20 protein-coding genes and 1 pseudogene are annotated in these 24,945 nt (G+C 61.5%); 18 read left to right on the forward strand and 3 right to left on the reverse strand.

What is annotated here, in order from left to right; all coding sequences use genetic code 11:
* Positions 1-178: 178 nt before the first annotated feature.
* Both ACS4RR_RS07695 and ACS4RR_RS07700 read right to left on the reverse strand, forming a co-directional pair.
* Positions 179-1,099 carry a response regulator transcription factor gene (locus ACS4RR_RS07695; protein WP_260109280.1) on the reverse strand — a complete coding sequence of 307 codons (921 nt, stop codon included), beginning with the start codon at positions 1,097-1,099 and terminating at the stop codon, positions 179-181.
* On the reverse strand, positions 1,092-4,478 hold the full coding sequence (locus ACS4RR_RS07700) for a hybrid sensor histidine kinase/response regulator (protein WP_260296898.1): 3,387 nt from the start codon (positions 4,476-4,478) through the stop codon (positions 1,092-1,094). The genes ACS4RR_RS07695 and ACS4RR_RS07700 overlap by 8 nt, the downstream gene beginning before the upstream one ends.
* A gap of 179 nt (positions 4,479-4,657) precedes the next feature.
* On the opposite strand from ACS4RR_RS07700, the gene ACS4RR_RS07705 reads away from it, so the two are divergent.
* The 18 genes and pseudogenes from ACS4RR_RS07705 (at position 4,658) to ureG (ending at position 21,409) form a co-directional block, all read left to right on the forward strand.
* Positions 4,658-6,562 (forward strand): acid phosphatase, encoded by a 1,905-nt coding sequence (locus tag ACS4RR_RS07705; RefSeq protein WP_456189921.1) that lies wholly within the window; start codon positions 4,658-4,660, stop codon positions 6,560-6,562.
* A 194-nt stretch (positions 6,563-6,756) separates the two neighbouring features.
* Positions 6,757-8,049 carry an urea ABC transporter substrate-binding protein gene (urtA, locus tag ACS4RR_RS07710; RefSeq protein WP_260296895.1) on the forward strand — a complete coding sequence of 431 codons (1,293 nt, stop codon included), beginning with the start codon at positions 6,757-6,759 and terminating at the stop codon, positions 8,047-8,049.
* 115 nt (positions 8,050-8,164) lie between these two features.
* Positions 8,165-9,817 (forward strand): urea ABC transporter permease subunit UrtB, encoded by a 1,653-nt coding sequence (gene urtB, locus ACS4RR_RS07715; protein WP_456189922.1) that lies wholly within the window; start codon positions 8,165-8,167, stop codon positions 9,815-9,817.
* Entirely contained in the window at positions 9,814-10,977 is a 1,164-nt protein-coding gene (gene urtC, locus ACS4RR_RS07720) for an urea ABC transporter permease subunit UrtC (protein WP_456189923.1), read from the forward strand. The genes urtB and urtC overlap by 4 nt, the downstream gene beginning before the upstream one ends.
* 5 nt (positions 10,978-10,982) lie before the next feature.
* A complete protein-coding gene (urtD, locus tag ACS4RR_RS07725) occupies positions 10,983-11,738 on the forward strand; it encodes an urea ABC transporter ATP-binding protein UrtD (RefSeq protein WP_260296887.1) in 756 nt (251 codons plus the stop codon).
* Between the two features lie 198 nt (positions 11,739-11,936).
* Positions 11,937-12,632, forward strand: coding sequence for an urea ABC transporter ATP-binding subunit UrtE (gene urtE, locus ACS4RR_RS07730; protein ID WP_221109004.1), 696 nt, complete (start codon positions 11,937-11,939; stop codon positions 12,630-12,632).
* A 159-nt stretch (positions 12,633-12,791) separates the two neighbouring features.
* A complete protein-coding gene (locus ACS4RR_RS07735; RefSeq protein ID WP_260298843.1) occupies positions 12,792-13,613 on the forward strand; it encodes an urease accessory protein UreD in 822 nt (273 codons plus the stop codon).
* A 33-nt stretch (positions 13,614-13,646) separates the two neighbouring features.
* On the forward strand, positions 13,647-13,949 hold the full coding sequence (locus tag ACS4RR_RS07740; RefSeq protein ID WP_003561955.1) for an urease subunit gamma: 303 nt from the start codon (positions 13,647-13,649) through the stop codon (positions 13,947-13,949).
* Between the two features lie 10 nt (positions 13,950-13,959).
* Positions 13,960-14,211, forward strand: a complete 252-nt coding sequence (locus ACS4RR_RS07745; protein WP_018493803.1) for a DUF1272 domain-containing protein — start codon at positions 13,960-13,962, stop codon at positions 14,209-14,211.
* Between the two features lie 10 nt (positions 14,212-14,221).
* Complete coding sequence (locus tag ACS4RR_RS07750) at positions 14,222-14,527, forward strand: urease subunit beta (RefSeq protein ID WP_003561953.1); 306 nt, start codon at positions 14,222-14,224, stop codon at positions 14,525-14,527.
* Between the two features lie 22 nt (positions 14,528-14,549).
* Positions 14,550-14,957, forward strand: a complete 408-nt coding sequence (locus ACS4RR_RS07755; protein ID WP_017965824.1) for a lysozyme inhibitor LprI family protein — start codon at positions 14,550-14,552, stop codon at positions 14,955-14,957.
* Between the two features lie 16 nt (positions 14,958-14,973).
* Positions 14,974-15,597 carry a hypothetical protein gene (locus tag ACS4RR_RS07760; protein ID WP_017965823.1) on the forward strand — a complete coding sequence of 208 codons (624 nt, stop codon included), beginning with the start codon at positions 14,974-14,976 and terminating at the stop codon, positions 15,595-15,597.
* 3 nt (positions 15,598-15,600) lie between these two features.
* On the forward strand, positions 15,601-17,313 hold the full coding sequence (gene ureC, locus ACS4RR_RS07765; RefSeq protein ID WP_456189924.1) for an urease subunit alpha: 1,713 nt from the start codon (positions 15,601-15,603) through the stop codon (positions 17,311-17,313).
* Between the two features lie 30 nt (positions 17,314-17,343).
* Positions 17,344-18,015 carry a TIGR02117 family protein gene (locus tag ACS4RR_RS07770; RefSeq protein ID WP_222386772.1) on the forward strand — a complete coding sequence of 224 codons (672 nt, stop codon included), beginning with the start codon at positions 17,344-17,346 and terminating at the stop codon, positions 18,013-18,015.
* Positions 18,016-18,345: 330 nt separating this feature from the next.
* Positions 18,346-19,209 carry a GGDEF domain-containing protein gene (locus tag ACS4RR_RS07775; RefSeq protein WP_456189925.1) on the forward strand — a complete coding sequence of 288 codons (864 nt, stop codon included), beginning with the start codon at positions 18,346-18,348 and terminating at the stop codon, positions 19,207-19,209.
* An 86-nt stretch (positions 19,210-19,295) separates the two neighbouring features.
* A pseudogene (locus ACS4RR_RS07780) lies at positions 19,296-19,929 on the forward strand (urease accessory protein UreE).
* 6 nt (positions 19,930-19,935) lie between these two features.
* Complete coding sequence (locus tag ACS4RR_RS07785) at positions 19,936-20,607, forward strand: urease accessory protein UreF (protein ID WP_222295618.1); 672 nt, start codon at positions 19,936-19,938, stop codon at positions 20,605-20,607.
* Positions 20,608-20,797: 190 nt separating this feature from the next.
* Positions 20,798-21,409 (forward strand): urease accessory protein UreG, encoded by a 612-nt coding sequence (gene ureG / locus ACS4RR_RS07790; RefSeq protein WP_017965817.1) that lies wholly within the window; start codon positions 20,798-20,800, stop codon positions 21,407-21,409.
* Between the two features lie 209 nt (positions 21,410-21,618).
* On the opposite strand, the gene ACS4RR_RS07795 is transcribed toward ureG, so the two are convergent.
* A complete protein-coding gene (locus ACS4RR_RS07795; protein WP_260109272.1) occupies positions 21,619-24,945 on the reverse strand; it encodes an efflux RND transporter permease subunit in 3,327 nt (1,108 codons plus the stop codon).

Consider the following 24,945-nt stretch of genomic DNA (forward strand, 5'->3'; position numbering starts at 1 on the left):
AGGGAATCCCTGTTCCGATTCCGACTAAAACAATCCCGCTCTAGCGCCTGGAGTATGATGCCGAAAAGTGTGAGCGGTTTTCGGACGACATCATGCTCTCACCATTTAATTTAGAACAGGATCCAGATTTTAGGCCGAACAGAGCTAAGATCATGCTGTTCCAGCCTCCAACACCATCTCATATCTCGTAGAGCACATGCGTGGCTTTCACGGCGGCCGAGGCCCGGTTCTCGACGCCGAGCTTCACGTAAATCTGTTCGAGGTGCTTGTTTACCGTCCGCGCCGACAGTCCCAATATTTCGCCGATGTCGCGGTTGGCCTTGCCCTTGGCGATCCAGAGCAACACTTCGGATTCGCGCTGGGTAAGCGAAAAGCGCTGGCGCAGCACCTCGTCGTCGCTGCGCTGATTGGCGGCAGTGAGGCGGAAGAGATATTCGTCAGGGCCGATTGCGCCCAGGAAGGCGAGCTGCAGCGCCGCCTGGCCGGCATGGGCGATCGAGATGATGCCGTCGCGCACCGCCGCGACCCGGTCGCGCATCCAGCCAGCGATATGGCGGACGACGATTTCCATGCCGTCGTCGCTGCCCATGGCGGCATTGACCAGCCGTGTCGCCTGCGGCGTTGACCAGTGGATGGCGCCGTCGCCCTTGACTGCCAGCAGATGGCGGCCAGCTGCGTCCAGCGCAATGCGGGCGCTTTGGGCCGAGCGAGCGTTGCGCAAATGGACACGGATGCGGGCGCGCAGTTCGTCGATGTTGATCGGCTTGCTGAGATAATCGACGCCGCCGGATTCCAGCGCGTGCACAACATGCTCGGTCTCGGTCAAGCCCGTCATGAAGATGACAGGTACCTGCGCCGCCGCGGCGTTCGCCTTCAGCCGACGGCAGGTCTCGAAGCCGTCCATGCTCGGCATCACCGCGTCGAGCAGGATGAGATCGGGCGTGATGCGCTCGACGATACCAAGCGCCGCCGTGCCCGACGTGGCGATCAGCACGGAGAAGCCGGATTGTTCGAGTGCGTCGGTCAAAAAGCCGAGTGCTTCGGCCGAGTCGTCGACGAGCAGAACGATGTCACGGGGGAGGGAGGCTGGCTCAGCCAATGGATTCCACCTTTTCGTCGAAGTCGTGCAGGAAGGTCATGAAGCCGGCGAGATCGAAGGCGGCGACATAGGTGCGAAGTTCATCGGTGAATGGCTGATTTGCCTCCATCCTGGCAAGGTCCGAAAGCTTGGCTTCGATGCCTCTGATATAGCCGATCTCGCCGAGCCGCAGCAATTCCTGCACATGGGCAGCACCGGGGCTCAGTATCGGCGCTTCGATCTTAACGGGAACGGCTGGCGCGGCATCGGCATAGATCCACTTCAGGCCAAGATGCAGGGCGAGCTTATCACGGAGTTGGCGGATATCGACCGGCTTGCCGATTGCATCATTGTGGCTGTCGTCGCTGTCGCTGAGAACAGCCGCGTCACCGATATTGGCCGAGAGCATCAGCACTGGCGCCGTCTGGCCGGCCTCACGCAGACGCGAGACGAGCTGCCAGCCGTTCATGCCGGGCATCAGGATATCGACAAGGAAGAGGTCCGGCATAATGCCCTCGATCAGCGTCAGGCATTCGCCGCCGCCCGCTGCCGTCAGCACGATGAAATCGAGCGGCGCCAGGATTTCGCGCATCATCTCGCGATGGTCCTCGTTATCGTCGACGACGACGACCGTCCGACGCGGGCCGTCATAGCTGACAATGCGCTTTTCCTGCGGTGCGGCGGCCACGGCGCGCATGACGGCGGACAACATCAGGCGGACGCGGAAGCTCGAGCCTTCGTCCTTCACGCTCGAAACCGAGATCTCGCCACCCAGCGTGTTGGTCAGAAGCCGGGTGATCGTGAGGCCGAGGCCGAGCCCCGGCATTGGCCGCACGCTTTCGGCCTCGCCACGCTGGAAAGGCTCGTAGATGCGGGTCAGGTCTTTCTCACTGATGCCGCGCCCCGTATCGGCGACGGTGAAAGTCGCGACCTGGCTGCGATAGCCGACATCGAAGGTGACGCTACCCTCGTCGGTGAACTTGATGGCGTTCGAGAGCAGGTTGACGAGGATCTGGCGTAGCCGTTTCTCATCGGTGCGAACGAATTGCGGCAAGGCCGGCGAGCGCTCATGGATGAAGACGAGCCCCTTCGCCTGGGCCTGCGGGCGGAACATATCGACGATCTGGTCGAGGAAATCCTGGATGTTGATCTCGTTCGAATAGACCTGCAGGCGGCCGGCCTCGATCTTCGAGATATCGAGCAGGCCGTCGATCAGGCCGGAGAGATGTTCGGCGCTGCGGCGGATGACCTTGATCGAAGATTGGCGCGGCGTCGGGATCGTTTCGTCGCGCTCGAGGATCTGGGCGTAGCCGAGCACGGCGTTCAGCGGTGTGCGCAACTCATGGCTCAAGCCGACGACATAGCGGCTCTTTGCCCGGTTGGCGGCCTCGGCGGTTTCCTTGGCGTTCTGCAAGGCGGCATCGGTCTTCTTGTGGGCGGCGATTTCCTTGAGCAGCAGCGTGTTCTGGCGCGAGGATTCCTCCTCGGCGACGACGCGGCTGTCATGGGCAAGCACATAGAACCAGCAGACGACGCCTGATATCACCGAGAAGACGAAGAAGACGATGAGGATGGTGCGGTTGACGACCTCGGCCGTTTCAGGCGAGGCGGCGGCGACCTGATGGGCGATCATCGCCAGGATGGCGCCGATGGCCGTCAATGCCAGCACGACGGCGACGCCATAGCGGCCGAGGCGTGTCGTCAGCTTCTCGATGATGGTCTGAGGCAGCAGCACCTTGGCGACGGTGCCGACTTGGGCGTTGAAACGGGCGGCCGGCTTGCACATGTCGTGGCAGCGGCTGTCGAGCGAACAGCAGAGCGAGCAGATCGGTGCGGCATAGGCCGGACACCAGGCCATGTCCTCCGGTTCGAAGGGATGTTCGCAGACCGAGCAGGTGATGCTCGTCAGGTTCTTCCAGCTGTGGCGTGGCTTGCGGGCGAGATAGAACTTGCCTTTGGTCGCCCAGGCGATGACAGGCGAGGCGATCAATGCGACGACGAGGGTGATATAGGGCGCGAGCGAGGCGGCAATATCGCCGAAGGCGCCGAAATGAGCGATCAGCGATACGGCCGCCGACAACGTCATGGCGCCGAGGCCGACGGGGTTGATGTCGTAGAGATGGGCGCGCTTGAACTCGATACCCGGGGGAGCAAGGCCCAGCGGCTTGTTGATGAAGAGATCAGCGGAGATCGTGCAGAGCCAGGCCATCGCAATGATCGAGAAGATGCCGAGTGTTTCCTCCAGCAGCCGGTAGATGCCGAGTTCCATCAGAAGCAGGGCGATTGCGACGTTGAACACCAGCCAGATGACGCGGCCGGGATGGCTGTGGGTCAGCCGCGAGAAGAAGTTCGACCAGGCGAGCGAGCCGGCATAGGCGTTCATCACGTTGATCTTCAGCTGCGAGACGACGACGAAAGCGGCCATCAACAGCAGCGCGGCATTGTGCCAGGGGACCATGTAGCCGAAGGCGGTCAGATACATTTGCGCCGGGTCGGCGGCGCGATCGAGGGGGACGCCCGAGGTGAAGGTCAGCACGACCAGAAATGAACCGGCAAGCAGCTTCGGCGCGCCGATGATGACCCAGCCGGGCCCGGCGAGAAAGATCGCCAGGCGGTGGCGCCACTTGCGCTGCGGGTCCGGCGGCAGGAAGCGCAGGAAGTCGGCCTGTTCGCCGATCTGCGACATCAGCGCCAGGATGACGGCGGAGGCAGCGCCGAATTCCACCAGATCGAATTCGGCGATGGTGCCGGGCGGACCGGAGGCATGGCGGATGCCGGCGAAGGCGCGCCAGAGATCGAATTTTTCCCAGTCCGACAAGGCGATGAAGATCAAGGGAAGGATATTCAGCACGATCCAAAAGGGCTGGGTCATCAGCTGGAACTTGCTGATCAGCCGCACGCCGTGCGTCACCAGCGGGATTACCATGACGGCGCTGATGATGTAGCCGATCCAGAGCGGGATGCCGAGGGTGAGCTCCAGCGCGCCGGACATGATCGATGCCTCGATCGCAAACAGCATGAAGGTGAAGCTCGCATAGATCAGCGAGGTGATAGTCGAGCCGATATAGCCGAAGCCCGCGCCACGCGTCAGAAGATCGATGTCGACGCCGTGGCGGATGGCGTAGCGGCTGATCGGCAGGCCGATCGCCAGCATGGCGACCGAGGCGACGATAATGGCGTAAAAGGCGTTGGTCGTGCCGTAGGAAAGAGTGATCGCGCCGCCGATCGCCTCCAGCGCCAGAAAGGAGATCGCGCCGATCGCCGTCTGCGAGATCCGCTGCGAGGAGAAATGGCGAGCGCTCTTTGCGGTGAAGCGCAACGCGTAATCTTCCAGCGTCTGGTTGGCGACCCAGCGATTGTATTCGCGTCTCACCGGAATGATGCGTTGGCGCGCTGCCATGTCTTCCTTTCCGGCATTCCGGTTGGGCTCATCGTCTCTCCGGCAGTTTTGGCGGGATGGTTGGGAAAGGCAAGAGGCGGGCACCGACAGGTTCACAGAATGGCAATATTTTTGCAATTGATCTGTCACATGAGAGCTCTAACTCTCCCGGCGTTCGTTCAAACATTTCGGGTATCACCATGTCTGTTTTAAGCCTTTGCCGCCTGAGCACCGCCCTCGTCTGCCTTCTTTCCATCGTGCCATCACTTGCCAGCGCCGAGCAGGCGACGGCGGCGAAAGCGCCTTATGCGCAGGCCGGAAACACCAACAAACGCGGTGACGCCTGCTTCTCGGCGGTGGACACCAATGCCGCCGTTCATCTTCTCTCCGGCTTCCTCGAAATCTGGACCCCGCGCACGCCTTTCGTCGATGCGGGTGTCGAAGCCCCGGCCAAGGATAATTGCCCGGCGGTCGCCAAGACGGATTGGGACGGCATTCCGTCCAGCAAGACCGACGGCCATATCGTCAACCAGGCCGTCCATGACGCCAACATCGCCTATGTCGTCAAAGCGACGCGGGCGCGGACGGCCGATCAGGCCGTCGCCGCCTATCTCGACGATCGGCGCGGCAAGAATGCCAGCATCGTCGATGGCCTCGGTCCGCTGACGGATGCCTGGAAGGCCGGCTCGAAGCAGACCACCACGATCACCGAGGTGGCAGCCGATGCGACGACGGTCAAATATGATGACAAGGGCAACAATCGCGGCGCCGGCAGCAAGCCGGACGCGGAAAACAAGATCGACGCCAACCCCGACATGGGACTTGCTATCGACTTCATCAACGCCGCCAGCGGTGACGGCTCGACAGAGCCGGCCAAACGCTATTTCAAATATGCCCGCCCCTACCGCTGGAGCCAGGACGTATCGGTCGTCCCAACGCTGGAGCCGGCCAAGGGCGGCAAGCCGGCCGAGGACGGCGGTTTCCCGAGCGGGCATACGGCGGAAGCCTGGCGGGATGCACTGGCCATGGCCTATCTCGTGCCGCAACGCTTTCAGGAAATGATCACGCGTGCCAGCGAGCTGGGCGAAGACCGCATCCTCGCCGGCATGCATTCTCCTCTCGACGTGATAGGCGGCCGCATGCTCGGCACAGCTACGGTCGTCTACAATCTGAACAACGCCGACAATGCCGCGCTGAAGAGCGATGCCTACGCCCAAGCGCAGTCATGGCTCGTCGCCAAGTCAGGCGTTGCGGATGCGGGTGCACTCGAGGTTGCGGCCCATGCAGCACCGTTGGCCGCAGACCGTTTCGCCGATCATGACGCCAATCGCGCCTACGTGCTGCAGCGCTTGAGCTACGGCCTGCCGACGATCCATGCGACCGATCAGCCGGCGCGCGTGCCGCAGGGCGCCGAAGCGCTTCTCGAAACGCGTCTGCCCTATCTGGGCGGCGAGCAGCGCCGCGCCGTGCTGAAGTCGACGGAGATCGCCTCCGGCTACCCGCTGCTCGACGATGCGGAAGGTTACGGCCGTCTCAACCTCTTTGCGGCGGCCGACGGTTACGGTGCGTTCGAACAGGACGTGACCGTGACGATGGACGCGGCAAAGGGCGGTTTCAATTCGATCGACACCTGGCGGAACGACATCACCGGCAATGGCAGGCTGGTGAAGCACGGCAGCGGCATTCTCGAGCTGTCGGGCGCCAACAGCTATACCGGCGGTACCGTGCTGGAAGAGGGCGCACTGATGGCCCTATCGCCGTCGGCCTTCGGTACAGGCGGCCTGACGGCCGACCGCGGTTCGCTCGTTCTGGCGGCGGAAAAGCCCGTGACCGTCGGCGGCGACTATCAGCAGCTTGCCACGGCCGTGTTGAAGCCGAGGCTAGGCGCGAACGGCGAGGGTACGCTGATCGTCCATGGCAAGGCGGTGCTGGCCGGCGAGCTCGATGTGACGCTTGCCGACGGGTTTGTCCCGACGCCCGGAACGAAGATCGAGATCCTGAAGGCGAGCGTCGTGACTGGCGCCCTCGAAAAGCTGACCGTCGCAGGCCATAGGGCGAGCCTCTCTTACGGTCCCACGTCGATCGTCTTGACGATCGACGGATAATTCCTCCCAGAGAATCGACAGGGCATCTCCCGCGGTGGGGGATGCCACCTCTCCCGGCCTGCTGCCTGTTTGCCCCCGGCGCCTACGTCAATCGACGTATGTGTTTTCGCGCTGCAGCACCCGATAGTTCTTTAAGCAACAGTTAATCTCCGTTTCCGGTCTGTTGCGGAACAAGAAGAGGGGAGTTCAACCAGATGAATCTCAAATCCACTATTACGGGCGCAGCGCTCGGCGCCATCATGGCGGCGTCGGCTGCCTTCGGCGGTGCAGTTGCCGCCGACGACACGATCAAGGTCGGCATTCTACACTCGCTCTCCGGCACCATGGCCATTTCCGAGACCACGCTCAAGGACGCCATGCTGATGCTCATCGACGAGCAGAACAAGAAGGGCGGCCTTCTCGGCAAGAAGCTCGAGGCCGTCGTCGTCGACCCGGCTTCCGACTGGCCGCTGTTTGCCGAAAAGGCACGCGAGCTGATCCAGAAGGACAAGGTTGCCGCCGTCTTCGGTTGCTGGACGTCCTCGTCGCGCAAGTCCGTTCTGCCGGTTTTCGAAGAGACCAACTCGATCCTCTTCTACCCGGTCCAGTATGAAGGCGAAGAGTCCTCGCGCAACATCTTCTACACCGGTGCTGCTCCGAACCAGCAGGCCATTCCTGCTGTCGACTACCTGATGGAAAAAGAAGGCGTCAAGCGCTTCGTTCTCGAAGGTACGGACTACGTTTATCCGCGCACGACCAACAAGATTCTCGAGGCATACCTGATTTCGAAGGGTATTCCGAAAGAAGACATCATGACCAACTACACGCCGTTCGGCTTCTCCGACTGGCAGACCGAAGTTTCCAAGATCAAGGAATTCGGTTCGGCCGGCAAGAAGACCGCGGTTGTCTCTACGATCAACGGCGATGCCAACGTTCCGTTCTACAAGGAACTGGGCAACAAGGGCATCAAGGCAACAGACATCCCCGTCGTCGCCTTCTCGGTCGGCGAAGAAGAACTTGCCGGCCTCGACACCAAGCCGCTCGTCGGCCACCTCGCTGCCTGGAACTACTTCGAGTCGGTCGAAAGCCCAGCCAACAAGAAGTTCATCAAGGAATGGCACGCTTTCACCAAGAACGACAAGCGCGTGACGAACGACCCGATGGAAGCTGCGTATATCGGCTTCAATGCATGGGTTAAGGCCGTCCAGGCTGCCGGCACGACCGATACCGACAAGGTTCTCGACACCATCATCGGCGTCAGCGTTCCGAACCTCTCCGGCGGTTATGCGACCGTCATGCCGAACCACCACATCACCAAGCCGGTGCTGATCGGTGAAATCCAGGCCGACGGCCAGTTCGAAATCGTCCAGCAGACACCCGCCGTCGTCGGCGACGAATGGTCAGATTTCCTGCCTGACTCCAAGGATCTGATCTCCGATTGGCGCAAGCCGATGTCCTGCGGCAACTTCAACGTCGCTACCGGCAAGTGCGGTGGCAAGGGCTCCTGAGTACGACCCCGATCCGATGACTGCCTGAAGGATTCCGTCCGGGTTTGTTCCCGGGCGGAAGCTCCGTCCCAGCGATTGCGCCTCGAGGCCAACACTATCAAGGGCGAGAAAGCCGATGTATCGCGCCATAAAGATTTTCCTCATCACGGTTTGCCTGACATTTTCGGGCCTCGTATTTTCAGGCTTTGCTTTTTCGGGCGTGATAATCTCGAGCGAAGTCCAGGCCCAGGACGATATCCACGTGCTTGTCGACGCGCTCGGCGTCGGCGATTTCCCGGAACGGGAAGCGGCCATCAAAGCGCTGGTCGCTTCCAAGGACCAGCATGTCAGCCAGATCCTGCAGCAGTTGAGCGACGGCCTTCTCTACGTCAATTCCGACGGCGGCCCGGTTCTCCTCCAGGGCGGTACCGATGACGAACCGACCTATTCCGATCCGATCACCGGCGAAGCCGCTGCCGATGTCGATCCGGATCTGATGACGAAGGTCAAGATCAACAACGCGCTTCGCGGCGTCATCGGCGCCGCTACCAGCCAGTTGACGCTGATGAGCCCGGACCGTTCCGCGCGGCTTGCCGCGGCGCAGGGCCTGCTGAAAGATGCCGATCCCGCCAATCTCGACCTGCTGAACTCGGCGCTTGCGGCCGAAAAGGACGCCGAGATCAAGAATACGATGGAAGCGGCGCGCGCAGTGCTGCTGCTCAAGACGGATGCGAGCGTCGAAGACAAGAAGGCTGCGATCGACACGATCGCGGCGCGCGGCAATCGCGATGCGCTGACCATCCTCACGACCACACTCGAAACCGCGCCTGACGACCTGAAGCCGGCAATCCAGGCGGATATCAGCTCCATCAATCGCAGCCTGGCGCTGTGGGATATCGTCCAGAACATCTGGTACGGATTGTCTCTCGGCTCGGTGCTGCTGCTTGCCGCGATCGGCCTTGCCATCACCTTCGGCGTCATGGGCGTCATCAACATGGCGCATGGCGAAATGGTGATGATCGGCGCCTACACCACCTATGTGGTGCAGGAATACATCACCTCCGCCTTTCCTGAACTTGCCGATTATTCGCTGGCCTTTGCCGTGCCTGCGGCCTTCGTCTTTACCGGCTTCGTCGGTCTGGTGATCGAGCGCGCCGTCATCCGCTATCTCTACGGCCGGCCGCTCGAAACGCTGCTCGCCACTTGGGGCGTGTCGCTCATCCTGCAGCAGGCAGTGCGCAGCATCTTCGGCCCGACCAACCGCGAGGTCCGCAATCCGACCTGGATGTCCGGCGTCTTCGATCTCGGCGGACTCTCCATCACCTGGAACCGACTGTGGATCATCGTATTTTCGATGGTGGTCTTTGTGGCGCTGCTCCTGCTGCTCAAGCGGTCCGCCTTCGGCCTGCAGATGCGTGCCGTTACGCAGAACCGGCGCATGGCGTCGTCGATGGGCATCCGCACCGGCTGGGTCGATGCCTTCACCTTCGCGCTCGGCTCGGGCATTGCCGGCATCGCCGGCGTGGCGCTCAGCCAGATCGACAATGTCTCGCCGAACCTCGGTCAATCCTACATCATCGACAGCTTCATGGTCGTCGTCTTCGGTGGTGTCGGCAATCTCTGGGGTACACTGGTCGGTGCACTCTCGCTCGGCGTCGTCAACAAGTTCCTCGAGCCCTTCGCCGGCGCCGTGCTCGGCAAGATCCTGGTGCTCGTCCTCATCATTCTCTTCATCCAGAAGCGTCCCCGCGGGCTCTTCGCACTCAAAGGAAGGGCGGTGGAAGCATGATAACGGCCTTCCTTCTCCGATCACTCGATCGCAAGATCGTCATTGCCATCGCCCTCCTGCTTCTGGTCGCCGTCCTTGTGCCAGTCCTGAACCTGATGACGGGGCCGACCAATCCGCTGCACGTGCCGACTTATATCATGTCGCTGTTCGGCAAGTATCTGACCTATGCGCTGCTGGCGCTGGCGCTTGATCTCGTCTGGGGCTTCTGCGGCATCCTCTCCCTCGGCCACGGGGCCTTCTTTGCGCTCGGCGGCTATGCGATGGGCATGTATCTGATGCGCCAGATCGGCACGCGCGGCAGCTACGGAGACCCTGTTCTGCCCGACTTCATGGTGTTCCTGAACTGGAAGGATCTGCCCTGGTTCTGGTACGGCTTCAACCATTTCTGGTTTGCGGCTCTGATGGTGCTCGTCGTGCCCGGCCTGCTCGCCTTCGTCTTCGGCTGGTTTGCCTTCCGCTCACGCGTCAACGGCGTCTATCTCTCGATCATCACCCAGGCGATGACCTACGCGCTGCTGCTGGCCTTCTTCCGCAATGACATGGGCTTCGGCGGCAATAACGGCCTAACCGATTTCAAGGACATTATCGGTTTCAACGTCCAGGCTGACGGCACGCGTGCAGTCCTCTTTGCGGCAACTGCGATCTTCCTTGCTCTATCGCTGCTGCTCGCCTCGGCGATCGTGCGCTCGAAGTTTGGCAAGGTGCTGGTCGGCGTGCGCGATGCGGAAAGCCGCACGCGCTTCCTCGGTTACCGCGTTGAGCACTTCAAGCTCTTCACCTTCGTCGTCTCGGCGATGATAGCTGGTATTGCCGGTGCGCTCTACGTGCCGCAGGTCGGCATTATCAATCCCGGCGAATTCGCGCCTGCCAATTCGATCGAAGTCGTCATCTGGACGGCGGTGGGCGGGCGGGCGACGCTGATCGGCCCGATCATCGGCGCGATCCTTGTCAACGGCGGCAAGACGATCTTCACCGGCCTCTTCCCGGAGTTCTGGCTGTTTGCGCTCGGCGGCCTCTTCGTTGCCGTCACGCTGTTCCTGCCCAAGGGCGTCGTCGGCACGATCGCCCGATATCTCGGAAAGCGGAAGAAGGTCTCCAATTCTGCTCCGCCGGCGGCGCAGGAAGATGGCATCGAGCCGAAAATCCAGGCAGCGGAGTGAGCACCATGATCCCCGACGTCAAACCCAACAGCGTACTTTATCTCAATGGCGTCTCGGTTTCCTTCGACGGCTTCAAGGCGCTGAATTCGCTGTCGATCGTCATCGAACCCGGTGAACTCAGAGCCATCATCGGCCCGAACGGCGCCGGCAAGACGACGATGATGGATATCATCACCGGCAAGACCAGGCCCGACGAGGGCGAAGTTTTCTTCAACGGCACGATCGATCTCACCAAGAAGGACGAGGCCGACATCGCCCAGCTCGGCATTGGCCGCAAGTTCCAGAAGCCGACGGTCTTCGAGAGTCATACGGTCTGGGACAATCTGGAACTGGCGTTGAACCGCCGTCGCGGCGTGTTCTCGACGCTGTTTTACCGGCTTTCGGGCGAGGACAAGACGCGCATCGAGGAGATCCTCGAAACCGTGCGGCTGACCCATCGCCGCGACGAATTCGCCGCCAATCTCTCGCACGGGCAGAAGCAGTGGCTGGAGATCGGCATGCTGCTGGCGCAGGGGCCGAAGCTCCTGCTCGTCGACGAGCCGGTGGCCGGCATGACCGATGCGGAGACGGCCGAAACCGCGATCCTGCTCAAGGATATCGCCAAAACCCGGTCGGTGGTCGTCGTCGAACATGATATGGGCTTCATCCGAGACCTTGGCGTCAAGGTGACTTGCCTTGCGGAAGGATCTGTGTTGGCTGAGGGATCGATCGACTTTGTGAGTTCGGATCCGAAGGTCATCGAGAATTATTTGGGGCGGTGAGCGTCGTGTTTGCCGGATGCCCCTCACCCTAACCCTCTCCCCGTAAACGGGGCGAGGGGACGTGCCATGCGATAGGTGGACGAGGGACGGACAGGTCGCGGCATATTCCCTTCTCCCCGCAAGCGGGGAGAAGGTGGCGGCAGCCGGATGAGGGGCAGCGGCCTGCTCCGACAGCAGTTTGAATGTAAAGGGAAACCGATGCTGACAGTCGAAAACGCAAACCTCCACTACGGCGCCGCTCAGGCGCTGCGCGGCATCTCGATCAAAGCGGAGATGGGCAAGATCACCTGCGTGCTGGGGCGTAACGGCGTGGGGAAGAGTTCTCTTCTTCGCGCCGTTACCGGCCAGCATCCGCTGTCGGCGGGCACCGTCACCTTCAATGACACCAGGCTCAACAGCCTGCCGCCCTTTGCCCGCGCCAAGCAGGGCATCGGCTATGTGCCGCAGGGGCGCGAGATCTTCCCGCTGCTCACCGTCAAGGAAAATCTCGAAACCGGCTTTGCTCCGCTTGGCCGCCGCGACCGCAACATCCCCGATGACATCTTCAGTCTCTTCCCGGTGCTGAAGTCGATGTTGTCACGTCGCGGCGGCGATCTTTCCGGCGGGCAGCAGCAGCAGTTGGCGATCGGGCGGGCCATGGTGACGCGGCCTCGGATTCTCGTGCTCGACGAGCCGACCGAGGGCATTCAGCCGTCGATCATCAAGGATATCGGCCGGGCGATCCGTTACCTGCGCGACTCCACCGGCATGGCGATCCTGCTCGTCGAGCAGTATCTCGATTTCTGCCGCGAGCTTGCTGACTATGTTTACATCATGGACCGCGGCGAAATCGTGCATGAAGGGCTTGCCGAGACGCTGGATACGCCGGAGGCCCGCCGCCACCTGACTGTCTGACTGTCTGGCTGGCAGATGCCGCATTTTGCAGCAGAAGGCGCGGCGCCTGGAAAACCTTCCGCCGCCGCCAAAGGTCTGCCCGGTGCGGCATGGGAATTGCTTGCTTTCCGCTATCCGCGCGCTTGAATGAAAACCAGGGGCGCGACCGAAAGGGACGATATGACGATTGCGGCGGCAGGCACGAGACCGCAAAGAGCCGAAGGGCGAGGGCATCTGACGGCAAAGCTGTTCGATGGCCGCACGCGCATCCATGAACTCTATCAGGAGGGGGCAGCGAAGATCCGCCTGCCCGACACCTTCGACGCCTCCATGGAAGCCGTCATCATCAATACCGCTGGCGGTTTGACGGGCGGCGATCGGATGGATTGGAGCGTGGATGCCGGCGCCGGCACGCGCATCGACGTCACCACTCAGGCCTGCGAGAAGATCTACAAGGCATCGGCCGGCATCGCCGAGGTGGCGACCAGCATCACGGTCGGAGCCCAAGCCCGCGTCGACTGGCTGCCGCAGGAAACGATCCTCTTCGACCGGGCCGCACTTTTTCGCCGGCTGGACGTCGATCTTGACGAGAGCGGCGAATTTCTGGCCGTCGAAGCCGTGCTGCTCGGCCGCAAGGCGATGGGTGAGGCGGTGATATCAGGGCTGTTCCGTGACCGCTGGCGCATCCGCCGCTCGGGTCAACTGATCCACGCCGAAGAACTCAGACTTTCCGAAGCTGTGGCGGCGCTGGCGGCGCGGCAGGCCGTGCTCGGCGGACAGGTGGCCTTTGCGACGCTGTTTTATGCCGGGCCGCTTTCAGAAGCCTATCTCGGCAAGGTCCGGCCGCTCGTCGAAGGATCGATGGGCGGTGCGAGCGCTTGGAATGGCAAGCTCGTCGTCCGCCTGGCAGCGGCCGACGGCTTCTCACTCAGAAAAATCCTGATCCCGGTCATTTCCGCCTTGCGCAATGGTGCGCCTGTGCCGAAAGTCTGGAATCTATGAACTTCAGCATTCGATCAAGCAGATGGACAAGCGATGAACCTCACTCCGAGAGAAAAAGACAAGCTGTTGATTTCGATGGCGGCGATGGTGGCGCGGCGGCGGCTGGAGCGCGGCGTCAAGCTGAACTATCCCGAAGCGATCGCGCTGATCAGCGACTTCGTTGTCGAAGGCGCCCGCGACGGCCGCCCGGTTGCCGAGCTGATGGAAGCCGGCGCCCATGTGATCGGCCGCGACCAGGTGATGGAGGGGATTGCCGAGATGATCCACGACGTGCAGGTGGAGGCGACGTTCCCGGATGGAACCAAGCTCGTCACCGTGCACGAGCCGATCCGTTGAGGAGATAGGAATGCTCGAGCTCAGGCCCAATTGCGAATGCTGCGACAAGGATCTGCCGCCTGATAGCATTGAAGCACGGATCTGCACCTATGAATGCACCTTCTGCGCCGATTGCGTGGACGGCGTGCTGAAGGGTGTCTGCCCGAACTGCGGCGGCAATCTCGTCGCGAGGCCCATTCGGCCGGCGGCCATGCTCGCCAAAAATCCGGCATCGACGAAGCGCGTATTGAAGGCCGAGGGCTGCGCGCCCAAGGCGGCTTAAGGAGGACGAGATGATTCCAGGCGAGATCATTGCCGCAAGCGGCGACATCGAACTGAATGCCGGCGCGCCGACGGTGACGCTGGAGGTTTCCAATACGGGCGATCGGCCGGTGCAGGTCGGCAGCCACTATCATTTCGCCGAGACCAATGCCGGGCTTTCCTTCGATCGCGCGGTAGCACACGGCAAGCGGCTCGATATCCCGGCGGGGACGGCGGTGCGCTTCGAGCCGGGGCAGACGCGCTCGGTGACGCTGATCCCGCTTTCCGGCAAGCGCGAGGTCTACGGTTTCCGTCAACTGGTGATGGGCAAGCTTTAAGAACAAAATACGGGAGAAGTGCATGCGCTTGAATATCTGCCTCGTCGGGGCGGCGATGCTGCTGACGGCAGGTGCTGCCTCTGCTCAGGATATCGATTGCAACAATCCCAAGACGCAATCGGACATGACTGGCTGCGAGACGGCGCGCCACGAGACTGCCGACAAGGCGCTGAATGCGCAGTATAAGAAGACGCGCGCCGCCCTGGCGGCGATCGACAAGGACCTGGATGGCGACATGAAGGGCGCAGAGCAGGCGCTGGTCAAGGCGCAACGCGCCTGGATCGACTATCGCGACGCCGAATGCGACGCCTTTGGCTTTCAGGCCCGTGGCGGCACGATGGAGCCGATGCTGGTCGCCGGGTGTCTCGCCAACATTACGGACAAACGCACGAAAGAGCTGAAAGAGCTCGAAGATACGATGAGCAACTAGGGTGATCAGAAAAATCATGATCGTCGGCAATGGCGACATCGAGGAGGGTGGGGCTGGCATCATCGATGCCGCCGATATTGTCATCCGCTTCAATGATTGCCGCTCCTATGGCGCCGGCGGCAGCCGCACGGATGCCGTCGCGGTCTGCAACACCGGCAGGCCGGCAAAGGCGATGCTCGGTTCGCGTGAGTGGCGCGCCCATCCGGGCGTCGTTTCGGCTGGCGAAATCTGGAGCGTGCGCGACCCTGAAAAATTCGCCGCGATGCGGGCGCCGCTTGCCGTCTCTCATCCGGAGCTTGATGATTTCTGCGACGACCATACCGCTGCGTTCAGCTCCTTTTGCGCAGACACCGGCAAAAGGCACGTCATTATCGGCAAATCGGTTCACGAGGCCGTGGATGCGTCGCTTTCGGCGTTTTCTCCAGCGCCCTATGTCGTGCCGAGCAGCGGGATGATCGTCATTGCCGAGGTGCTGAACACATATGCCGAGGCCGAGGCGACACTTGCCGGCTTTGGCCACGCCGGCTGGGAATGGCACCCGTTTTCGGCCGAACGACAGCTTGTCGATAGCTATATTGCCGCTGGCCGCCTCAAGCGGCTCGGCGGAGAAACACTCGTCTCTTCCTCCCAAGGAGCCTGATAGATGCCCTACAAGATCTCGCGCGCCGCCTATGCCGGCATGTTTGGACCGACCACCGGCGACAAGGTGCGCCTTGCCGATACGGAGCTCTTCATCGAGATCGAGAAGGATTTCACCACCTATGGTGAGGAGGTGAAGTTCGGCGGCGGCAAGGTGATCCGCGACGGCATGGGACAGAGCCAGGTGACGCGGGCGGATGGCGCGGTCGATACGGTCATCACCAATGCGGTGATCGTCGATCATTCGGGCATCTACAAGGCCGATATCGGCCTCAAAGACGGTCGCATCTTTGCGATCGGCAAGGCCGGTAATCCCGACATGCAGCCGGGTGTCGACATCATCGTCGGCCCCGGCACGGAGGCGATCGCTGCCGAAGGCAAGATCGTCACCGCTGGCGGCATGGACAGCCATATCCATTTCATCGCACCGCAGCAGATCGAGGAAGCGTTGATGAGCGGCATGACCTGCATGCTCGGCGGCGGCACGGGACCGGCGCACGGCACGCTGGCCACCACCTGCACGCCCGGTCCCTGGCATCTCGCGCGCATGATCGAAGCGGCCGACGCCTTTCCGATGAACCTTGCCTTTGCCGGCAAGGGCAATGCCTCGCTGCCAGGGGCGCTGACCGAAATGGTGCTGGCCGGCGCCACGTCGCTGAAGCTGCACGAGGATTGGGGCACGACACCAGGCGCCATCGACTGCTGCCTGTCGGTTGCCGACGAATACGACGTGCAGGTGATGATCCACACCGATACGCTGAATGAAAGCGGCTTCGTCGAGGATACGATCGGTGCCATCAAGGGTCGCACCATCCATGCCTTCCACACGGAAGGAGCCGGCGGCGGGCATGCGCCTGACATCATCAAGATCTGCGGCCAGCCGAACGTCATCCCGTCGTCGACCAATCCGACGCGCCCCTATACGGTCAATACCATCGCCGAGCATCTCGACATGCTGATGGTCTGCCACCATCTGTCGCCGTCGATCCCCGAAGATATCGCCTTTGCCGAAAGCCGGATCCGCAAGGAGACGATCGCCGCCGAAGACATCCTGCACGATATCGGCGCCTTCTCGATCATCTCGTCCGACAGCCAAGCCATGGGCCGCGTCGCCGAGGTGGCGATCCGCACTTGGCAGACGGCCGACAAGATGAAGCGTCAGCGCGGCCGGCTGAAGGAGGAAAAGGGCGACAACGACAATTTCCGCGTTCGCCGCTATATCGCCAAATATACGATCAACCCGGCGATCGCCCACGGTCTCAGCCGCGAGATCGGCTCGGTCGAAGTCGGCAAGCGCGCCGATCTCGTGCTGTGGAATCCTGCCTTTTTCGGCGTGAAGCCCGATATGGTACTGCTCGGTGGGTCGATCGCGGCCGCGCCGATGGGCGATCCGAACGCCTCGATCCCGACGCCGCAGCCGGTACACTACCGGCCGATGTTTGCCTCCTATGGCAAGAGCCTCACCAATTCCTCCGTCACTTTCGTCAGCCAGGCCTCGCTTGACGCCGGCCTGAAAGGCCGGCTCGGCGTTGCCAAGGAACTGGTCGCGGTGAGGAATACGCGCGGCGGCATCTCCAAGGCATCGATGATCCACAACGACCTGACACCCGAGATCGAGGTCGATCCGGAGACCTACGAGGTCAGGGCGAACGGCGAATTGCTGACATGCGAGCCGGCGACGGTGCTGCCGATGGCGCAGCGCTATTTCCTGTTCTAAGCCCACGCCCATGTGCGACGGACGGCCTCGATGAGGACCGGTATCCGCTGGTTGTTGCGGATCGTATTTCTGCTTGTGCTCTCGGCGGCCTGCGGCACCTTTATTCCCCGGCCGCTGATTGCGCCGGTCGAGGCGTCGTCTGCCGCAGTGACGCATCGAATTCTACTGCTGTGGGGCCCGATCCATACCGATATTGCCATTCCGCTCGACGCGGAAACGCGGGCTGCCTTTTCCTTCCTCGACAATACTGGTTTTCCGCTCGGCCATCCGAATGCGGAGTGGCTAATTATCGGCTGGGGCGGACGTGCCTTCTATCTGGAAACTCCCACATGGGCGGAGCTGAAGCCGCTGCCGGTGTTGCGCGCGCTGACGATCGACCGTTCAGTGCTGCATGTGGACCTTGCCAGTCATATCACCGAGCCGCAGTCCACCGTTACGGCATTCAATGTCAGTGAGGATCAATTGGCGCAGCTGCGCGATTTTATCTCCGAGAGTTTCGTCCGCGACGCGGGCGCGGTGGTGCCGATTCCGGATGCGGGTTACGGCGAGATCGACCGGTTCTTCGAAGCCAGGGGATACTTCAACGCACTCTTCGGCTGCAACACCTGGACCGCCGCTGCCCTGCGCTCGGCTGGGTTTCGAACCGGCATATGGAACCCGCTTCCACAAACATTGCGGTTGTCTGTTGCTGTCTACAATTGAAGCAGCCGTCGGGTCGGTCCGCTCTTAAAGTGAATTGTGAATATCGCTCTCCATATGGCTGTAAAAATCGGTGGAAAACCCGGTATTTTGTCAAGCTAACCCCTTCTGGAACAACTGCATCACGAAACTTGATGAACCCCTTTTATATCAGTCGTTTAGCTGTCTCTTCGCGCTGTTCGATTTAGGGATTGGAAAGCTGCATCCCCTGCTAGAAAAATTCTGTCCACCGAAACGTCCGAACCGTTCGAATTTTAACGGGTCGATTAAGACACCCGCAGCAATTGGGCTCTTATCAATGCCTGGAAACGCCGAGCAGGAAGGTTGATTCTCATGAGAAACTGGATTTTGCTGCAGGCCGATTTCGGCGATCTTCAATACCGCAGAAACGTCTATGTCTTCGCCCTGAAGATGGCTTTTCTTGCCGTTATTCTGTCAGGAGTCATTATCGCATTGACGATGCCGTCGCTCGATCTTCTCGGGCTTCTACCGGTGACGCTCGCCCATGCAATCGGCTTCAGCGCGATCTTTTCCTGGCTGATCGGCGGTACCGTTTCCGGCATGCTGTCACTGTTTGCCGGCTTTGCCATGCGCGATCTCGCGCTCTCGCGGGCGGAATTCGAAAAGCTCAGCCGCACGGATACGCTTTCCGGGCTGCTCAACCGGCGTGCTTTTACCGAGGCGCTTGAGAATACTGATGGCGATGCGTCGCTGGTGATTTTTGACGTCGACCGTTTCAAGGCGATCAACGACCGCTTCGGCCATGGCTGCGGCGATGCCGTCATCATCGCCGTTTCGGCCATGCTGAGATCCGCCTTCGATGAGATGTCCGTCGTCGCACGGCTGGGTGGGGAGGAGTTCGGCGTCATCGTCTCCGGCGAGCCGCTCGAGACGCGTATGGAGCGCGTCGAAAGCGTCCGGGCCCGGATCGCCGGCGGCGCCATGAAAGCCGAGGGGCACGATATCCGCATCACTGTTTCCGGCGGCGTTGCCGATCTCGTCACCGGGCGCACCAAGCAGGCGGTCTATGCTTCCGCCGACCGGGCGCTCTATCTCGCCAAGGCACTTGGGCGCAATCGCGTCGTCCACGAACGAGAAGGTCTGCATCACGCCTGGCACGGGCTTGTCGACAACGGCGCCGATGGCGAGAACAGAGGGCCGGAGAGCGACAACGTGATGCAGGCTTACGGAATATAAAAGTCACACCCGGACGAAAGGGCATTGGTGCTTGCATCGGGAAGAGCTATTTTGCATGGTCGTCCTCTCAGCAAAACGGACATATCATGCAGCGCGTCACGTCCCATCTTCCCGCCGGAACCCCTTCCTCCCATCCGATCGCCCAAGTCAAGCTGCCGCATGATCTGCGCCATCTGCGCCGCAAGCTGCTGCATTTGGAAAATGGCGAAATGGTCATGCTCGATCTCAAGGATCCGGTGCTTTTCGCCAATGGCGACCTCTTGGTGCGCGACGACGGCGAACTGATCGAGATCCTCGCCGCCGACGAGAAGCTCTTCGAGGTTCGCGGACGCGACCGCACGCATCTGGTCGAGCTCGCCTGGCATCTGGGCAACCGGCATCTTGCGGCCCAGATCGAGGAAGATCGCATCGTCATCCTGCGCGATCATGTCATCCGCACCATGCTGCAGGGCCTCGGCGCCGTCGTCCTCGAGATCGACGAGCCGTTCCAGCCGGCACGCGGCGCCTACCATTCCCAAGGCGGGCATTCGCATGGGCATGATCACGATCACAATCATGACCACGGCCATGACCACGGCCTTGCATGATCACGGCCATGACCATGATCACGAACATGGCTACGAGCATGAGCATGAGCACCGCCACGATCGCGGTCATGATCATGACCACGGGCGGGATCATAGTCATGACCACGGACATCACGACCACAAGCACGACTGAGCCTTGATGACTGGGGATCGCGAGTTGCAGGCACTGCTGCGCCTGACGGCATGGCTCTCACCGGCCTTTCCGATCGGCAGCTTTGCCTATTCGGGCGGGCTGGAGCGGGCGGTTGCCGACGGGTTGGTCACGGATGCGGCCTCGCTTGCGGCCTGGACCGGCACTTTAATCGGCAATGGTTCGGTCTGGAACGATACGGTGCTGCTGGCCGAAAGCCACAGGCACCAGGCTGAAGCCGCGCGCCTTGCCGAGATCGCCGCGCTCGCCGAGGCGCTTGCCGGATCACGCGAGCGCCATCAGGAAACGATGCTGCTCGGCGAGGCTTTCCTGGCGGCGGCAGGCGCTTGGCCGGACGATGTATTCGAGAGGCTGCCCGGCAAGGCCGCTTATCCTGTCGCGGTGGGAGCGGTTGCGGGTGCACATGGAATCGGATCCGTGAAGGTGCTCGCAGTCTTCCTGCACGCCTATGCCTCGCAAGCGGTTTCGTCAGGCATCCGCCTCGGCATCGCTGGGCAGAGGGATGGCGTTGCCGTGCTTGCCGGCCTTGAAGAGCACCTCGCGAAGATCGCCCGGCGGGCGGCTATCTCGACGCTCGATGATCTGGGTTCGGCGACGGTGCAGGCCGATATTGCAAGCCTGCGCCATGAGACGCAGGCGACGCGGCTGTTCCGCTCGTAATTGTCCGAAATTATCGCGGCGGCGAGAGCAATTCCAGCAAAAGTGCGCAGCGGTTTTGCGTCCGGAATTGCGTGAAAACAAAGAGATAGAGCGCTTCGGTGATTCGAAGAAAAACAAGCGCTCTAAGTCATTTGACGGTGGCGCGGGCGGGCGGCTTCGTTATCATCGGGGTTCGATTGGAGTAAGGCACATGAAATCAAGAAACGGACCTTTGCGCGTCGGCATCGGCGGGCCAGTCGGCTCGGGCAAGACAGCGCTGACCGAAAAGCTCTGCAAGGCGATGCGCGACGACTATTCCGTCGCCGTCGTCACCAACGATATCTATACGACCGAGGATGCCGAGGCGCTGGTGCGGATGCAGGCATTGACTTCGGACCGCATCGTCGGCGTCGAGACAGGCGGCTGCCCGCATACCGCCATTCGTGAGGATGCGACGATCAATTTGCAGGCGATCGCCGGCCTCAACCAGCGGATCCCCGATCTCGACGTCGTCTTCATCGAATCCGGCGGCGACAATCTAGCGGCGACCTTTTCGCCCGATCTTGCCGATATCACCATCTATGTCATCTCCGTTTGCCAGGGCGAGGAAATCCCGCGCAAGGGCGGGCCGGGTATCACCCGGTCGGACCTGCTCGTCATCAACAAGAAGGATCTGGCGCCCTATGTCGGCGCCGATCTCGACGTGATGGACCGGGATGCGACGCGCATGCGCGCTTCGCGCCCCTTCGTCTTCTCCGACATGAAGCGCGGCGACGGCGTCAGCTCGATCGTCAGCTTCCTCAGGGAGCAGGGCGGACTCTAGATCCGGATTTTAGGCCGGATCGGCCTAAAAATCCGGATCAAAATCAAAGAATTAGAGCATGTCGTCCGAACACCGCCCGCTTTAGGTCTTTGTTTTTACGCATGTCGCACAAAGCCGCTGCACACTTTTGCGCGACATGCGTTGGAAATGAACGAAAAACGAAACGGGCCGGGAGATCGCTCCCGGCCCGTTCGTTTCCTGGGTTTTGCTTATTCCGCCGCGAAGGGCGGCAGGCGCAGCACGTTGGTGTCGTTGCCCTTGGCGCTCTTGCGTTTGTCTTCCGGCTTTTCGATCGCCGTCAGGCGCTCCTCCAGCGCGTCGATGTCGCCGCGGTTCTCCCGGGTGACGCGGGTGAGATCCTCGCGCGACAGCGGCAGCTCCTCGTTGTCCTTCTTGCCGACCAGGCGGCCGAAAGCCCAGCCGAGCAGGCGGGACAGATCGTCCATGATCAGGAAGAAGGAGGGCACGACGACGAGCGAGAGCACGGTCGAGACGATGATGCCGCCGATCACCGCGATCGCCATCGGCGCGCGAAACGAGCCGCCTTCGCCGACACCGAGCGCGGAAGGCAGCATGCCTGCCGACATGGCGATCGAGGTCATGATGATCGGCCGGGCGCGTTTGCGGCCGGCTTCGACCATGGCCTCGACGCGGGACATGCCCTGGTGGCGCATCTCGATTGCAAAATCGACGAGCAGGATGGCATTCTTGGTGACGATACCCATCAGCATCAGAATGCCGATCATGACCGGCATCGACAGCGGATTGCTGGTGATGATCAGGCCGGCTGCGACGCCGCCGATGGCGAGCGGCAGCGAGAACAGGATGGTGAAGGGCTGGATCACGTCCTTGAAGAGCAGGATCAGCACCGTCAGCACCAGCAACAGGCCCATCAACATGGCGTTGACGAAGCTCTGCTGCATCTCGCTCTGCACCTTGGTGTCGCCGCTTTCGGCAAGGTGCACCGTGGCCGGGATATTTGCGTCGTTGACGATCTGGCGGAAGCGGGCCGAAGCCGTGTCGAGTGCGACGCCCTGCGGCAGGTCGGAACCGATCGAAACGACGCGGTTGCGGTTGTTGCGCTTGATCGAACTTACGCCTTCCGAATAGTCGATATTGGCGACGCTTGCGAGCGGAACGGTGCCGCCGCTGGCGGTCTGGATCTTCAACGTCCGGATGGCCGCGAGATCGCGACGCATGTCGAGTGCGGCCTGAACGCGGATCGGGATCTGGCGATCGTCGAGCGAGATCTTGGCAAGGGCGGCATCGACATCGCCAATGGTGGCAACGCGGATCGTCTCAGAGATCTGCTGCGGCGTAATGCCCAAGCGGGCGGCCTCATCCATGCGCGGGTGAACCTGCAGTTCCGGACGGGGCAGCGAGCCGTCAGCGCTGACATTGGCAAGCAGCGGATCGGCGCGCAGTTTGGATTCCAGAATGCCGACGGCGTCGTTCAGGTCCTTGTCGTTCTTGGAAAGGAAGTTGAAGGAGAGGTCGCGTTCGCCGCGGTCATTGAGCTTCAGGATCCGGACGTCGGGAATGTCACGCAGCTTGGCGAAGACTTCCTTTTCGATATCCCACTGCGGGCGTTCACGGCCGTGGACCTCCACCTTCGGCAGTTTCGGGCCAATGACGGGGATACGGCCGAGCACGTCGTTGACCATCTTCTTGACCAGCGATTGGTCGAGCTTGTCGAGTGCCAGCGTGATGGTCGCACGGCGCAGTTCGAGATCGCCCTTCGGCGACGCGCCGCCGAGGACGAAGACGCTTTCGACGCCGTTGATGTCCTTGACTCTGTCATAGATCGCATCGGTCGTCTTCTCGGTGTCGTCAAGCCGTGCATTGGGCGGCAGCTCGACAGAGAGCACGATGCGCGAGGCGTCTTCGGGCGGCAGGAAGCTGCCCGGAACCTGCATCAGCAGCATAATGGAGCCGGCGAGGAAGCCGAACGCGACAAGCAGAGTCGCATAACGCGTGTACCAGCGGCCGGTCGTGCCGCGTATGAGGCGTGTGTATCCACGCATCAACAGGCTATCATTGTCGTGATGATCGTCGACGCCGTCTTCTGCACGCATGAGATACGCGGCCATCATCGGGGTGATGAGGCGCGCGACCATCAGCGAGAAGAAGACGGAGAAGGCGACGGTCAGACCGAACTGGATGAAGTATTGACCCGGAATGCCCGGCATGAAGGAAACGGGCACGAAGACAGCGATGATCGTGAAGGTGGTGGCGATGACGGCAAGGCCGATTTCGTCGGCTGCCTCGATCGCTGCCCGATAGGGCGTCTTGCCCATCTTGATGTGGCGGGCAATGTTTTCGATTTCGACGATCGCATCGTCGACAAGGATACCGGTGGCGAGCGTCAGAGCAAGGAAGCTGACGAGGTTCAGCGAGAAGCCCATCATGTCCATGACCCAGAAGGTTGGGATCGCAGACAGCGGAAGGGCGATTGCAGAGATCAGGGTCGCACGCCAGTTCCTGAGGAACAGGAGGACGACGATGACAGCGAGCAGCGCACCCTCGAGGAGCGTATGAATGGCGGCTTCGTAGTTGCCGTAGGTGAAATAGACCGAATCATCGATCAGTTCGATCTTCACATTGGGATTTTCGGCTCGCACCTTGTCGAGGTTCTGCGCCACGGTTTCGGCGACGCTGACCTCGCTGGCGCCCTTCGAGCGGAAAACGCCGAAGGTAACGACCGGCGTAGCGTTGAAGCGCGAGAAGGATTTCGGCTCCTCATAAGTGTCCTTGATAACGCCGAGATCGGATAGTTTGACGAAGCGGCCGTTCGGCAGGCCAATGGTCGTATTGGCAAGGTCGGCGACGTTGCGGGCGTCACCGAGAACACGGATCGCCTGTTCGCTGCCCGCCACCTGGCCGCGACCAGAGCCGAGGTCGATGTTGGTGCCGCGCAGCTGCTGGTTCACGCTGGCGGCGGTGATACCATAGGCATTGAGCTTGTCAGGGGTGAGTTCGATGCGTACTTCGCGTTCTGCGCCGCCGTAACGGTCAACACGGCCGATGCCGGCCTGGCCCTGCAGCGAACGTTTGATCGTATCGTCGACGAACCAGGAAAGTTCTTCCAGCGACATCGCAGGCGAGGAAACGGCGAAGGTCTGGATCGCCTGTCCCTCGACATCGACCTTGGAGACGATCGGTGCTTCGGCCGTTGCCGGCAGATCGCTGCGGATGCGGTCGATCGCATCCTTGGTGTCCTGAACGGCCTGTTCGGTCGGCACTTCCATCCGGAACATGACGTTCGTTTGCGAACTGCCGTCGGTGACCGTCGACTGGATTTCGTCGATGCCGGTGATGGAGGCGACCGCGTCTTCGATCTCCTTCGTTACCTGCATTTCGAGTTCAGCCGGCGAAGCGCCGCTCTGCGTTACGCTGATCGAGACGAGCGGCACGTCGATATTGGGAAAACGCGTGATCGGCAGCGAATTAAATGACTGCATGCCGATGAACACCAGCAGGCAGAAGGCCAGCAGCGGCGCAACGGGATTTCGAATGGACCAGGCTGAGAAATTCAT

It is taken from the genome of Rhizobium zaerense (genome assembly GCF_051810725.1).
Taxonomy (GTDB): domain Bacteria; phylum Pseudomonadota; class Alphaproteobacteria; order Rhizobiales; family Rhizobiaceae; genus Rhizobium; species Rhizobium leguminosarum_I.

What these genes read in the sequence shown, in the direction of transcription:
- ACS4RR_RS07700 (WP_260296898.1), bottom strand. Translation starts at nt 4,478, where the DNA reads ATGGCAGCGCGCCAACGCATCATTCCGGTGAGACGCGAATACAATCGC.
- ACS4RR_RS07705 (WP_456189921.1), top strand. Translation starts at nt 4,658, where the DNA reads ATGTCTGTTTTAAGCCTTTGCCGCCTGAGCACCGCCCTCGTCTGCCTT.
- urtA (WP_260296895.1), top strand. Translation starts at nt 6,757, where the DNA reads ATGAATCTCAAATCCACTATTACGGGCGCAGCGCTCGGCGCCATCATG.
- urtB (WP_456189922.1), top strand. Translation starts at nt 8,165, where the DNA reads ATGTATCGCGCCATAAAGATTTTCCTCATCACGGTTTGCCTGACATTT.
- urtC (WP_456189923.1), top strand. Translation starts at nt 9,814, where the DNA reads ATGATAACGGCCTTCCTTCTCCGATCACTCGATCGCAAGATCGTCATT.
- urtD (WP_260296887.1), top strand. Translation starts at nt 10,983, where the DNA reads ATGATCCCCGACGTCAAACCCAACAGCGTACTTTATCTCAATGGCGTC.
- urtE (WP_221109004.1), top strand. Translation starts at nt 11,937, where the DNA reads ATGCTGACAGTCGAAAACGCAAACCTCCACTACGGCGCCGCTCAGGCG.
- ACS4RR_RS07735 (WP_260298843.1), top strand. Translation starts at nt 12,792, where the DNA reads ATGACGATTGCGGCGGCAGGCACGAGACCGCAAAGAGCCGAAGGGCGA.
- ACS4RR_RS07740 (WP_003561955.1), top strand. Translation starts at nt 13,647, where the DNA reads ATGAACCTCACTCCGAGAGAAAAAGACAAGCTGTTGATTTCGATGGCG.
- ACS4RR_RS07745 (WP_018493803.1), top strand. Translation starts at nt 13,960, where the DNA reads ATGCTCGAGCTCAGGCCCAATTGCGAATGCTGCGACAAGGATCTGCCG.
- ACS4RR_RS07750 (WP_003561953.1), top strand. Translation starts at nt 14,222, where the DNA reads ATGATTCCAGGCGAGATCATTGCCGCAAGCGGCGACATCGAACTGAAT.
- ACS4RR_RS07755 (WP_017965824.1), top strand. Translation starts at nt 14,550, where the DNA reads ATGCGCTTGAATATCTGCCTCGTCGGGGCGGCGATGCTGCTGACGGCA.
- ACS4RR_RS07760 (WP_017965823.1), top strand. Translation starts at nt 14,974, where the DNA reads ATGATCGTCGGCAATGGCGACATCGAGGAGGGTGGGGCTGGCATCATC.
- ureC (WP_456189924.1), top strand. Translation starts at nt 15,601, where the DNA reads ATGCCCTACAAGATCTCGCGCGCCGCCTATGCCGGCATGTTTGGACCG.
- ACS4RR_RS07770 (WP_222386772.1), top strand. Translation starts at nt 17,344, where the DNA reads ATGAGGACCGGTATCCGCTGGTTGTTGCGGATCGTATTTCTGCTTGTG.
- ACS4RR_RS07775 (WP_456189925.1), top strand. Translation starts at nt 18,346, where the DNA reads ATGAGAAACTGGATTTTGCTGCAGGCCGATTTCGGCGATCTTCAATAC.
- ACS4RR_RS07785 (WP_222295618.1), top strand. Translation starts at nt 19,936, where the DNA reads ATGACTGGGGATCGCGAGTTGCAGGCACTGCTGCGCCTGACGGCATGG.
- ureG (WP_017965817.1), top strand. Translation starts at nt 20,798, where the DNA reads ATGAAATCAAGAAACGGACCTTTGCGCGTCGGCATCGGCGGGCCAGTC.
- ACS4RR_RS07795 (WP_260109272.1), bottom strand. Translation starts at nt 24,945, where the DNA reads ATGAATTTCTCAGCCTGGTCCATTCGAAATCCCGTTGCGCCGCTGCTG.